The 12,982-nt window shown below is 44.1% G+C and carries 9 protein-coding genes; 1 reads left to right on the forward strand and 8 read right to left on the reverse strand.

The genetic code is table 11. From position 1 onward, the window contains the following. The first annotated feature begins 18 nt into the window (after positions 1-18). Positions 19-1,434: a phosphoglucomutase/phosphomannomutase family protein gene (locus BS333_RS11150; protein ID WP_021710604.1), complete on the forward strand. Its 1,416-nt coding sequence runs from the start codon at positions 19-21 to the stop codon at positions 1,432-1,434. Positions 1,435-1,582: 148 nt separating this feature from the next. Here the strand turns inward: BS333_RS11150 and BS333_RS11155 are convergent, their stop codons facing one another. The 8 genes from BS333_RS11155 to BS333_RS11190 all read right to left on the reverse strand — a co-directional run bounded on the left by BS333_RS11155 (position 1,583) and on the right by BS333_RS11190 (position 12,929). Then, a complete protein-coding gene (locus tag BS333_RS11155; RefSeq protein ID WP_021710603.1) occupies positions 1,583-2,620 on the reverse strand; it encodes an ABC transporter ATP-binding protein in 1,038 nt (345 codons plus the stop codon). Further along, on the reverse strand, positions 2,620-4,245 hold the full coding sequence (locus BS333_RS11160; protein ID WP_021710602.1) for an ABC transporter permease: 1,626 nt from the start codon (positions 4,243-4,245) through the stop codon (positions 2,620-2,622). Before BS333_RS11160 ends, BS333_RS11155 begins: the two co-directional genes overlap by 1 nt. Before the next feature lie 100 nt (positions 4,246-4,345). After that, positions 4,346-5,359: a Fe(3+) ABC transporter substrate-binding protein gene (locus BS333_RS11165; RefSeq protein WP_021710601.1), complete on the reverse strand. Its 1,014-nt coding sequence runs from the start codon at positions 5,357-5,359 to the stop codon at positions 4,346-4,348. A gap of 146 nt (positions 5,360-5,505) precedes the next feature. Next, positions 5,506-6,735, reverse strand: a complete 1,230-nt coding sequence (locus BS333_RS11170) for an ammonium transporter (RefSeq protein ID WP_021710600.1) — start codon at positions 6,733-6,735, stop codon at positions 5,506-5,508. A gap of 24 nt (positions 6,736-6,759) precedes the next feature. Further along, the gene (locus tag BS333_RS11175) at positions 6,760-7,098 is read right to left on the reverse strand and encodes a P-II family nitrogen regulator (RefSeq protein WP_021710599.1); all 339 of its coding nucleotides are present in this window, start codon (positions 7,096-7,098) and stop codon (positions 6,760-6,762) included. Positions 7,099-7,269: 171 nt separating this feature from the next. After that, positions 7,270-7,638, reverse strand: coding sequence for a YacL family protein (locus BS333_RS11180; protein WP_021710598.1), 369 nt, complete (start codon positions 7,636-7,638; stop codon positions 7,270-7,272). Between the two features lie 105 nt (positions 7,639-7,743). Next, the gene (gene acnB, locus BS333_RS11185) at positions 7,744-10,332 is read right to left on the reverse strand and encodes a bifunctional aconitate hydratase 2/2-methylisocitrate dehydratase (protein ID WP_021710597.1); all 2,589 of its coding nucleotides are present in this window, start codon (positions 10,330-10,332) and stop codon (positions 7,744-7,746) included. A 284-nt stretch (positions 10,333-10,616) separates the two neighbouring features. Beyond that, on the reverse strand, positions 10,617-12,929 hold the full coding sequence (locus tag BS333_RS11190; RefSeq protein WP_021710596.1) for a patatin-like phospholipase family protein: 2,313 nt from the start codon (positions 12,927-12,929) through the stop codon (positions 10,617-10,619). Positions 12,930-12,982 lie beyond the last annotated feature (53 nt).

The following is a 12,982-nucleotide window of genomic DNA, read 5'->3' on the forward strand; positions in this document are numbered from 1 at the left end:
CTTATCGAGGTTCTAATCATGATCAAATTTGGTACTGGTGGCTGGCGCGCATTCATTGGTGAAGAATTCACTAAAGACAATGTACGCTTAGTCGCACAAGCGGTAGCAAACATTACAAATGAAGAGTCCGTCGCTGAGCGTGGCTTTGTGATTGGCTACGACAGGCGCTTTCTTTCAGATAAAGCAGGCCGTTGGTTTGCAGAAGTACTCGCTGCCAATGGCATTGTTGTCAGCTTTATCGACAAATTTGTCCCTACCCCTATCGTGATGTTTCAAGCCAAAGAAATGAATTGTGCCTACTCGGCTTGCATTACCGCTTCGCATAACCCCGCAGATTACAACGGTATCAAGGTATTTATTGAAGGTGGTCGTGACGCTGATGAGATCATCACTCAAAAAATTGAATCACAAATCGCCACACTCAAATTACAAGATGTAAAAAGTGTCGATTTTGAACAGGCGATAACCGATAAACTCATCAAAGTCATCAATCCAATGAACGATTTTGTTGATTCCATCATTAACTTTATTGATATCGATGCGATTAAAACAGCCAATCTGCGCGTGCTTATTGACCCTATGTTCGGCGTTGCCAAGAATGCGCTACAAACTGTTTTAATCAATGGTCGTTGTGATGTTGATGTGATCAACGATGGTAAAAATCCAGACTTTGGTGGTCTAATGCCATCGCCTAGTGCTGCCACTCTTTATCGCTTAATGCACCTTGTCAAACAAGAAGGCTACGATATCGGCATTGGTACTGATGGAGATGCTGACCGTTTAGGGATCATTGATGAAAAGGGCCATTTTATTCATCCAAATGAAGTGTTAATCCTTCTCTATTACTACTTACTGGAATACAAAGGTTGGAAAGGCTCGGTCGTACGCAACATCGCAACGACGCATCTTCTGGATAAAATTGCGCAAGACTATGGTGAAACCTGCTTTGAAGTTCCAGTCGGATTCAAACACATCAGTTCACAAATGGAAGCCGATGATTCACTCATTGGTGGTGAAAGCTCAGGTGGTTTAACCATTCGTGGCCACATCAAAGGCAAAGATGGCGTATTTGCCTCCAGCCTACTTGTTGAGATGATTTCAGTCACTGGTAAAAAGCTGTCTGAGTTACTGGATGAGATTTACACCAAGTACGGTTATGCCTACATGGCAGAAGGCGATTGCACATTTAAACCTGCGCAAAAAGAGCAAATTTTCAACAAGATTTATGTCGAAAAGCAATTACCAAAGTTTGCGTTTGAGATTGAAAAAGTCAGTTATGAAGATGGTGCTAAAGTGTACTTTAAAAATGGTGGCTGGATCATCGCTCGTTTTTCAGGCACCGAACCATTACTGCGGATCTTTGCAGAAATGCAAGACAAAGCCACGGCTGAAGAGGTCTTACAGCAATTTAAAGACTTTTTATCTTTATCGTGAGCATTGATTGAGCCGTTGGTTCTATTAACTAAGAGAATGAGCCCAGCTAAACGCTGGGCTATATGCACAAGTTAATTCTAAGGTGCTTGATTCGGCGACAAGGCATTCTTGAGAGACGCGTGAAATATATACACCAAGTAGATATTGCTTACACACGAGTAAAAGCTAACACTCCATGTGTTTCAATATTCACTGCCACACAATCGCCCACATTCAATGCCTGACTGGCAGTCGCCAACAAACGGTTGCCTCTGACATCAATAACATAACGGCAGTGGTCCCCCATAAAGTGCTGCTCCAATATCTGTACACCACTTTCTTCACTGGATTCAATCTGTACTTGCTGCGGACGAAGCAATAACGAACAATCACCACCTAATTCAATCACTTGCTGTGCTTTAGCTTCCACAATGCCCAAGTGAGTTTCATACTCCGTTGCTGAAATACGTTTGGCGGATAAATAACTTCCCCCACCCAAAAAGTCAGCGACAAATTGACTTGAAGGCTCGAAGTAAAGCTCAGAAGCCGTACCGTATTGCTCTATCACGCCATGATGCATGACCGCCATTTTATCGGCAAAAGCAAAGGCCTCTTCACGACTGTGGGTAACGAAGATGGCCGTCACACCTTGTTCTTTGAACAGCTTACGGATCTCATGAATCAATTCGTGACGAACTTGGGTGTCAATGTTAGAAAAAGGCTCATCAAGCAACAAAAGATCCGGTTTATAAGCCAGTGAACGAGCAATCGCCACACGCTGTTGCTGGCCACCCGACAATTGGTGTGGATAGCGTCTGGCATAGCCTTTTAAATGCACAAGCTCTAGCATTTGTTCAACTTTGTTGCGTTTTTCTGCTGCTGTCTCACTTTTCAAGCCAAATGCGATATTTTCGGCCACCGTTAGGTGGGGGAACAAGGCATAATCTTGAAAAATCATACCAATATTTCGATCTTCTGGGGGGAGCCAATGTTGTCCATCATCAATGGTTATCCCATTCAGTAGCATCTGACCAGAACTTAACGGTAATAGACCAGCAATGGCTTTCAACAAGGTTGTTTTGCCACATCCACTGGCACCAAGTAAACAAACGATTTGCCCTTGTTCAACATCCAGTGACAGCGATTCTAAAACGGTTTGAGCCTCGTACTGACAAGTGAGGTTTTTAATCGATAATGCACTACTCATCAGTGACTTTGCTCCAGTGAACGATTTACGACAATAAGTGGGACTAATCCAACAATAACCAATAAGACAGCTGGCAAAGCCGCTAATTCAAGATGTTCGTCCGAGGCAAAGTTATAAACGTACGTCGCCAAGGTTTCGAAGTTAAATGGACGCAATAAAAGCGCTGCATTCAGCTCTTTCATTGATTCGATAAAGACTAACAACCCAGCAATTAATGCTCCTCTTCGAATCAAAGGTAAATGAACTTTAAATAGCATTTTATTGGGATTACATCCCATCGTGCGCGCAGCCATATCTAGAGAAGGCGAAACTTTAGCAAGGCTGCTTTCAATACTGCCAATAGCTACCGCAGAAAAGCGCACAACCATAGCAAAAATGATGGCAAACATTGTTCCGGATAAGAACAGCCCAGGCGGTGTCCAGCCAATCGCTTTCACTGTGTCATTGATCCAATGTTCAACTGCTGAATTAGCGCCTAAAACCCCAATCGCTAACACGGTTCCAGGCACAGCATAACCCATAGAAGATAAACGCATGAACCCCAATGCAATAGGTGCTGAACGCAAACGATAATAGAAGTTAACAATTAATGCGATGCCCACAGCTATTAATGCAGCGATAATCGAAACATACAAACTATTGACGGTAAACTGACGAAACTCATCTGTCCAACTTTGCGAAAAATAGTGATAAATATAAATGCACAGTTGACCAAGAGGAAAAATAAAGGCCGCTGAGACCAAACCCCAACACCATGCAAGTGCAAGCCACTTTTTCCAACCACTGAGTTCATAACGTACGTCTTCACCTCGACTAAATTGACTTTGGAAAAGCTTCTGTTTGCGACGGCTATAGCGCTCTGCAGACAGTAGCACGATAACAAAAATCAGCATAATGCTTGAGATCTTCGCAGCAGCAGAAAGCTCCCCATAGCCGTACCAAGTATCATAGACGGCAGTGGTTAACGTATTAAGAGCAAAGTAACTGACCGTGCCAAAGTCACCAATGGTTTCCATTGCCACTAAAGAGAGGCCAACCGCAATCGCAGGGCGCGCAAGTGGAAGAGACACTCGCACAAAACTTTGCCATGGCGAGCATTTCAGTAGACGCGCAGACTGCAGTAAGGCAACATTTTGCTCCATGAAGGCCGCTCGGCATAGAAGATAAACATAAGGATACAGCACTAAAGCTAAGACAAGCATCGCGCCTCCTAGTGTGCGTATATCTGGAAACCAATATTCTCTAGCTTGCCAACCGGTTAAGTCGCGTAGAAAGATTTGCACTGGACCGGCAAAGTCGAACCAATCGGTAAATATATAGCCAATGATATAGCCAGGCATTGCCAATGGCAGTACCAATGCCCATTGCAGCCATTTCTCAGATGGCAATTTACACATCGCCATCAGCCAAGCACTGGGAATACCAAAGATTAAAGTGAGTACCATCACACCAGCCGTTAGCGCCACGGTGTTGAAGATATAGGTTGGCATGACGGTTGACATCAAATGGGCAAACAAACCATCTGTATCACCAATTGCAGTATAGAAAATAGCTAAGATCGGCAAAACCAGTAGCAAGGTAATCATACCACTACTGGTTTTCCAAACAGGATGTTTATTCTTCATTATGGCCTAAAGAGTGCAGGCTTTATGAAATACAAATGCATTTACAAATACATCTCATACGCTTTAATTAAATGGGGTGTAGTTATACCCCCATATGGAATTAAAGGTCAAATTTGACTTCATCTAACAGTTTAATTGCCTGTTCGTGATGTGATGCAATATCGTCAAGAGAAAGCTTATCAGCTTTGAAATCACCCCAAGATTCTACCAACTCAGAGCGTTTAACGCCTTCTTTGACTGGGTACTCGTAGTTGACTTCTGCGTACATTTGCTGAGCTTTGTCACCAGTCAAAAACTCCATCAATTTGATGGCATTGTCTTTGTTTGGAGAGTACTTAGCCATCGCCATACCAGAAATGTTGACATGGGTACCTAAGGTGTCTTGATTCGGGAAATTGATGTAAACCGCATCTGCCCATGCTTTTTGTTCTTTGTCGTTGACCATCTTACCTAGGTAGTAGCTGTTACCTAGAGACACGTCACAAAGTCCTTCTTTGATAGCTTTAACTTGAGCACGATCGTTGCCTTGTGGTTTACGAGCCAAGTTTGCTTTAACGCCTTCTAACCACTCTTTTGTCTTCGCTTCACTGTAGTGAGCAATCATAGAAGAGACAAGAGAAACGTTATAAGGGTGCTTACCGCTGCGAGTACAGATCTTGCCTTTGTATTCTGGTTTAGCAAGATCGATGTAGTTGAATTCATTACCCAATTTACCTACACGATCACGGGAAGAGTAAACGTTACGAGTACGTAACGTCAGGGCAAACCACTCATTCTCTTTGTCTTGATACTGTGGTGGCACATTAGCTTCAATTGTTTTGCTATCCACTTTCTGAACAAGCCCTTTATCCGTCAATTCAGCAAGACGGCTAATATCGGTCGTCAGGATGACATCTGCAGGACTGTACTCCCCTTCTTGTGCTAACTTTTCAGCCAAGCCTTTTTTCGCAAATTTCACATTTACTTTAATGCCGGTCTCTTTTGTAAACTCATCAAACATTGGCTCAACAAGGAATGGTTGACGATAAGAATAAACGTTGACTTCTTCTGTCGCCATTGCTGAAGAAGCAAACGTTGCACAAGTCATCGCTGAAAGAGCTAGCAATTTTTTCATGGTAAAATCCTTTGGGCATGCTAATGATAATATTTCTCAGTTGCGTTATTATATGCATGTTCAATAGGAAAACAATCACCCAATAAAAAAACCTGCTGATTAAAGCAGGTTTTTGGGTACTAAGTTTGTAAGTAATTATTTCTTATTTACTTTATTGAAACAAATTCCGGATAAGCCCCTATACCACAATCGTGAACGTCCATCCCTTCGAGCTCTTCATCAGCAGAAACTCGAATACCAATCGTGGCTTTGAGTGCCATCCATACAACCAAACTCGCACCAAATACCCAAGCAAAAATCACAGCTGCACCAAATAATTGAGTAACAAAGCTCGCGTCGCCATTACTGAATGGAACAACCATAAGTCCAAAGAATCCACACACACCATGAACAGAAATCGCACCAACAGGATCATCAATCTTAAGTTTGTCTAAACCAACAATACTAAATACAACAAGCGCGCCAGACACAACACCAATCGCAACAGCATAAAGAGGGGATGGTGACAATGGATCCGCCGTAATCGCAACCAACCCAGCCAATGCACCATTAAGGATCATGGTTAAATCCGCTTTTCCCCATGTTGTCTTACAAACCAGTAAAGCGGCAATCGCACCTGCAGCGGCGGCCGCATTGGTGTTTAGAAAGATTTGTCCTACCGCAGTCGCATTCTCAAAATCTGAAATCATCAGTTGAGAACCACCATTAAACCCAAACCAACCAAACCAAAGGATGAATGTACCTAATGTTGCCAATGGCATGTTAGAACCAGGGATGGGATAGACTTCGCCATTTTTACCGTATTTTCCTTTACGAGCACCAAGTAACAATACGCCAGCTAATGCGGCAGCGGCGCCCGCCATATGTACAATACCAGAGCCAGCAAAATCACTAAATCCTGCCTCAGATAAGAAACCACCACCCCAAGTCCAATAACCTTCAACGGGATAAATAAAGGCGGTCAGTACCGCGGAAAAAATCAGAAAAGACCAAAGTTTCATACGTTCTGCGACAGCCCCAGAAACAACGGACATCGCAGTCGCAACAAAGACAACTTGGAAAAAGAAATCCGACTCCAAAGAGTGATCAGCACCTTCTGCTTGAGTACCGATCAATGCTCCAAGTGATGGTAACCATCCCCCTTCGCTGTTATCGACGTACATAATGTTGTAGCCAACTAATAAGAACATGGTACAAGCAATCGCATACAAACAAATATTCTTGGTTAAGATTTCTGTGGTGTTTTTTGAACGCACCAAGCCTGCTTCTAACATCGCAAAGCCCGCCGCCATCCACATAACTAATGCACCAGAGATAAGAAAGAAAAAAGTATCAAGTGCGTAGCGTAATTCAGTTACTGTTGTCATTATTTCCATAATATTTCTCCAATCCTTGCGTTGTTACAGTGCTTCTGCGTCCATTTCACCCGTTCGGATACGCACGGCTTGATCAAGGTCGTACACAAAAATCTTGCCATCACCAATTTTTCCGGTTTGAGCAGCAGCGGTAATCGCTTCGACAACGCTATCAACGTTATCGGCGTGGGTTGCAATCTCCAGTTTTACCTTGGGCAGAAAGTCGACTTGATATTCTGCACCTCGATAAAGCTCAGTGTGCCCCTTTTGCCGACCGAATCCTTTCACTTCTGATACAGTCATCCCTTCGACGCCTAATTTAGCGAGGGCTTCGCGTACATCGTCTAATTTAAACGGCTTGATAATGGCATTAATGATTTTCATGGCTTCTCTCCGCAGCTTCTTTTTTGGAACACTTAGAACAATCCAAATGATGTGCCAAAAACATAAGCTACTGAATTATCTAAAAAATGTTAAAAAATCAATATGGAGATATAAAAAAACGCACCATTTAGGTGCGTTAATTTCACAAATATGCAGCAATGCGTGTAAGGTTTATCTTTGCAAAAAATCTTTCCATTGTTCGATCAAGAGGCAAAAGTCTTCAAGCCCACAACTTGCTGTACTTTCCGCGTCGTAAAAATCAAATTCACTTTCCATTTCAACGCCATATTCGTGATCCAGTACGTTTTCTTGTATTAATACTTCATCACCATGAATCACAATACTGATTTCTGCTCCTGTTAAGCGCTGTTCTTGAGAGGGTGAAGCGAGCGCTTGAGTAATGAGAGCTTCTACGTTTGCAATGTTAGCTGGTTCCTTACCAATTTCTTCCTGTAACCAACGACCTACAATCTCATGGCCCATACTGCATTTAACGTAGTATTCGCCCATTAAAGTATTGCGGATAAATTCAAACTCCATCGAGCTCGCTCCCAGATATTCATTTGCTGCGGAGTATAACGAATTGCACCAATAAAAAAAGCACCTCGAACGAGGTGCTAGAATAAGTCATCCAATCACGCCAGATTAAACAGGTTCTTGGAAAATGACTTCATCGGCTTTTTTGGTGTACTGTTCCATCTTATGGAAGTTCAAGTAGCGATAGGTATCGGCGGCTGTCGCATCGATTTGCTTAGCGTATTCTAAGTATTCTTCCTTCGTTGGGATCTTCCCTAGAATAGCGCCTACTGCAGCAAGCTCTGCTGAAGACAGGTATACGTTAGCACCAGTACCTAGACGATTCGGGAAGTTACGTGTTGAAGTCGACATGACGGTTGCTTTGTCTGCTACACGTGCTTGGTTACCCATACATAGCGAACACCCAGGAGTTTCAATACGAACACCGGCGCGGCCGTAAATACCGTAGTAACCTTCTTCCGTCAGTTGGTCACGGTCCATCTTAGTTGGTGGTGCTACCCATAGACGAGTGTCGAGTTGACCACCGAATTGCTCTAGCAGTTTACCTGCTGCACGGAAGTGACCAATGTTGGTCATACAAGAACCGATGAACACTTCATCAATCTGTGTGCCTTGAACTTCAGACAGAAGACGCGCGTCATCAGGATCGTTTGGTGCACATAGAATTGGTTCGTGAATATCCGCCAGATCGATTTCGATAACGTGTGCATATTCTGCATCCGCATCGGCTTCCATCAACTCTGGGTTAGTCAACCACTCTTCCATCGCTGTGATACGACGCTCAATAGTACGACGATCGCCATAGCCTTCCGAGATCATCCACTTAAGCATGGTGATGTTTGAGTTTAGGTATTCTTCTACAGATTCTTGAGACAGCTTAACGGTACAACCTGCCGCGCTCCGCTCTGCTGAAGCATCGGATAGTTCGAATGCCTGCTCAACCGTTAGGTGATCAACGCCTTCGATTTCTAATACGCGACCAGAGAACTCGTTAATCTTACCTGCTTTCTCAACCGTCAACAGACCTTGTTGGATTGCGTAGTAAGGAATCGCATGAACAAGGTCACGTAGTGTGATACCTGGCTGCATTTCGCCTTTAAAGCGCACCAAAATTGACTCTGGCATGTCCAGTGGCATCACACCTGTCGCCGCTGCGAACGCAACCAAGCCAGAACCCGCTGGGAACGAAATACCCAGAGGGAAACGAGTATGCGAGTCACCACCTGTACCTACAGTATCAGGCAGAAGCATACGGTTTAGCCATGAGTGGATGACACCATCACCCGGACGAAGTGATACACCGCCACGGTTCATGATGAAGTCAGGTAGAGTATGGTGCGTGTTTACATCGACTGGTTTTGGATACGCAGACGTGTGACAGAATGACTGCATCACAAGATCAGCAGAGAAGCCCAGACACGCAAGGTCTTTTAGCTCATCACGAGTCATAGGACCGGTTGTATCTTGAGAGCCAACAGTGGTCATCTTAGGCTCACAGTATTGACCTGCACGTACACCTTCAACGCCACATGCCTTACCTACCATCTTCTGAGCGAGTGTGTAACCTTTATCAGACGCTGAAGGATCAACTGGCTTAGCAAACAGGTCTGTTTCTTCTAGGCCCAGTGATGCACGAGCACGGCTTGTTAGACCACGACCAATGATAAGTGGAATACGACCACCAGCACGAACTTCATCAAGCAGTACTTTGCTCAGTTCAAAGCTAGAGATCTCTTCACCGTTTTTACGTACAACACCTTCGTATGGGAAGATATCAATCACATCCCCCATGTTCATGTTCTGTACGTCGAGTTCGATTGGGAGTGCGCCAGAGTCTTCCATTGTGTTATAGAAGATAGGAGCAATCTTACCGCCTAAACAGATACCGCCCGTACGCTTGTTTGGTACGTATGGGATATCTTCGCCCATAAACCAAAGCACTGAGTTAGTTGCTGATTTACGAGAAGAACCCGTACCAACAACATCACCTACGTAGGCAAGTGGAATACCGTCTTTTTGCAATTCTTCAATTTGATTGATAGGACCAACGCTGCCTGGTTGGTCTGGCACGATGCCATCGCGTTCCATCTTCAGCATCGCTTTTGCGTGTACTGGGATATCAGGACGAGACCAAGCATCGGGGGCTGGAGACAAGTCATCGGTGTTGGTTTCACCAGTAACTTTAAAGACTTTAACAGTAATCTGTTCCGCGACTTTCTTCTTAGAGGTGAACCATTCTGCATCCGCCCATGATTGTAGGACTTGTTGCGCGAACACGTTGCCTGCTTTGGCTTTCTCTTCCACATCATAAAAAGCATCAAACATCAGTAGAGTATGAGATAATGCTTTTACTGATATAGGTGCAAGCAAGTCATCATCAAGAAACTCAACCAGCGGTGCAATATTGTAACCACCTTGCATCGTTCCTAAAAGCTCAGCGGCTTTTTCACGGCTTACTAATGGTGATTCTACTTCACCTTTTGCTACTGCCGTTAGGAAACCCGCTTTTACATAAGCAGCTTCATCTACGCCCGGTGGAATACGGTTCTCTAACAGGTCAAGAATAAATGCTTCTTCACCTTGAGGGGGGGTTTTTAATAGCTCAACAAGTCCAGCAACTTGTTCAGCGTCTAATGGTTTAGGGACAACCCCTTCAGCAGCACGCTCTGCGACGTGTTTACGATAGGCTTCAAGCACGACTTTTTCCTCTCATTGCGGTTCCTCCTTTTTAATTACTATTGTTCAAAGTAAAGGAGTGAACATCCTTGGAAACTTGGCTCTCCATTGCCCATGTCTTCATTCAATTCTGATTGAGAAACAGCGCCGTAGAGGCCAAACTGTGGCCGTCAGAATAGCAAATGTAACCTTAAATTAAAATCTCATCACTTTGACCAACATAGCAACTTACGACTAAAGTCAGGTTATTCATGGTTAAATGTGCTATTTGCACACCATGCACGCGTCACAATGAAAAAAGACATTTACTTAAATGAAGTGCCTATGATCAAATAAACCGCGTCTAAGTTTCGCTCCGTTTTGCCATAAGCGAGCATGATCGGCCCAACAGGAGAGTCGACACCGAAGAACACTGATGCTGCGGTGTAAAGAGGCACTTTATTAAACTTCACCTCATTGTCAGACCAAACGCCACCATATTCTAGCGAAGTCCCGACGTATACTGGAGCCTCGAACAAGCCAAAGTCATTATCCATCCACTTATAGCGATAAACCAGACTGCTATAGAACAAGTTTTTTCCGATAATACTATTACGCGGAATACCGGATAAATTCAAAAAGCCCCCCAACTGGCGAGGATCAAGAGGTATCGAGAGTTTGTCACTATCAACAAAGCTGTATTCCGCTTGTCCAACGAGTGTATGTCGCTCATGAGTCACAGCACCTTTAAAATGCGCTGACACTTCTGAAACTGTGTCTTCTATATATTGAACAGACTGATTTTGCAGCAAGCTTTCTGGGCTTTTATCCTTAGACAATAAATACTCCAGATCAATCAAAAGACCACGAGTCGGAAAAGCAAAGTCATCCAAAGTATCAAGGCGATAACGAGCTAAAAGCCCCAGACGGTCGTACTGAAAGTGCCCTGCGGATGCATTCGTTGAGGCTTCAATGTCTCCTCGAGTATATCGGCTCGTGAGACGCAGTTCTTGCCATAATGTTGGTTGAACACCAAAAGAGACTTCTGCAATGGATTCAGCATAGGAAACCGGCATAAAGTCGTACACAGAATCAATATCAGGGTGCTCAAAGTCCCCTTCTGGCCAATGTCTGTTTTGCGTGTTGTAGTTAAGTTTTCCGGCCACAAACAACTCTTGGCTGGATAAGATCGGAGAATAGACTTCAGCTTCAATTAATTTATCGGTACCCATTTCGACATTAAGTGTCATCTCAGCACCATGAGAATTCAGATTAGTAAAGTTGGCCGACATACCAATGCCATATTGGCTGACAGTACTAAAGTCATCCTCTAGGAAAAAACGAAAGTCAAGATAATTAGGCCCCCACGACTTTTCATTCACCTCAAATACCAATAAGGTTGCCCCTCCAATTTCTTCGAAGTGGTAACTGATCAGCTCAAATCGATCAAGTGCATACAAATTTTCCACTGCTTTTTCAATTTCAGCCGTTTGCAATGGGCGTCCCGTTTCTAGCTCTAATCGGTTAGTCAGTAACACATCACTGTAGTGAGTATTATTAATGATCATGATTTGATCGACAACGCGCTCATCACCATAGCGAAGAGTTTGCCGCTTGTGTTGCTTTTTATCGATGTATTTTTGGTAATCGGCACTGGATAACCGTAAAGGCGCTAACTTAGAGGCCATTTGATTAGCAACACCATAGCCAGCCTGAAAAGCTTCAGGCATCTTATCGAATTCCACAGTTTCCATCTGACCAACGTTAGGCCGGATATAGATATCATTGCTCTGCAATTTTTCGGCTTGATCTTGAGTACTACGACGCACAAGATAGTTAGATAGCTGATCGGCGACGGTTAATAAGCCCGTAAATTCATCTTTGTCTTTGTAGTCGGTACTGATATCAACAGCGATGACAACATCTGCTCCCATCGCCCGTGCAATTTCTACGGGCATATTATTGACGACGCCGCCATCGACCAATAAGTGACCATTGAGTTCATAAGGAGGCAATGCGCCAGGCACTGACATACTGGCCATCATGGCATCGACTAAGTAGCCGTTATCAAGCACCACCTCTTCAAGTTCAACAATGTCGGTTGCAACAGAACGGTATGGGATAGCTAATTGGTCAAAAGACTCAAATTGGCCAAGGTTTCCCGTGGTTTCACGCAGAATCCGCAGCATGTTTTGCCCTTGAACCACTCCAGTAGGTGAACGGACTTCCCCCAATCTCAAACCAAGATCAGTATTGACTTGGTAACGGTCTTCATACTCTTTATCTCTTACGCGTCGCTGACTGCGGTCCACACGATCTCGATAACCACTGTTCCAGTCGACACTGTAAATCAAGCTCTCAATCTCATCGGCACTCATACCCAAAGCATACAGGCCGCCGACATAAGCACCCATGCTGGTGCCCGTAATGATATCAACCGGGATCTGCATCTCTTCAAGAGCCTTTAACACGCCAATATGTGCGGCTCCCTTTGCTCCTCCACCAGCAAGTACAACAGCAACTTTGGGTCGTTGTTCATCATCAGCTGAGTTTACTGCTGCAATCGAACAATGTGCTGTCAAAACAGCGCCACACCATAATCCCAATGCACATTTTAATAAGCTCAGACTACGTTGCATGAGCACCTTCCTTCATTCCATTAGATAAAGACTTGCTCTGATGAGAGCCATAC

Source organism: Vibrio azureus (assembly GCF_002849855.1).
Lineage (GTDB): Bacteria > Pseudomonadota > Gammaproteobacteria > Enterobacterales > Vibrionaceae > Vibrio > Vibrio azureus.

Bases quoted from the DNA above. Each gene is read 5' to 3' on its own strand.
- BS333_RS11170 (WP_021710600.1), bottom strand. From the start codon at position 6,735: ATGGAAATAATGACAACAGTAACTGAATTACGCTACGCACTTGATACT.
- BS333_RS11190 (WP_021710596.1), bottom strand. From the start codon at position 12,929: ATGCAACGTAGTCTGAGCTTATTAAAATGTGCATTGGGATTATGGTGT.
- BS333_RS11165 (WP_021710601.1), bottom strand. From the start codon at position 5,359: ATGAAAAAATTGCTAGCTCTTTCAGCGATGACTTGTGCAACGTTTGCT.
- BS333_RS11175 (WP_021710599.1), bottom strand. From the start codon at position 7,098: ATGAAAATCATTAATGCCATTATCAAGCCGTTTAAATTAGACGATGTA.
- BS333_RS11180 (WP_021710598.1), bottom strand. From the start codon at position 7,638: ATGGAGTTTGAATTTATCCGCAATACTTTAATGGGCGAATACTACGTT.
- BS333_RS11160 (WP_021710602.1), bottom strand. From the start codon at position 4,245: ATGAAGAATAAACATCCTGTTTGGAAAACCAGTAGTGGTATGATTACC.
- BS333_RS11155 (WP_021710603.1), bottom strand. From the start codon at position 2,620: ATGAGTAGTGCATTATCGATTAAAAACCTCACTTGTCAGTACGAGGCT.
- BS333_RS11150 (WP_021710604.1), top strand. From the start codon at position 19: ATGATCAAATTTGGTACTGGTGGCTGGCGCGCATTCATTGGTGAAGAA.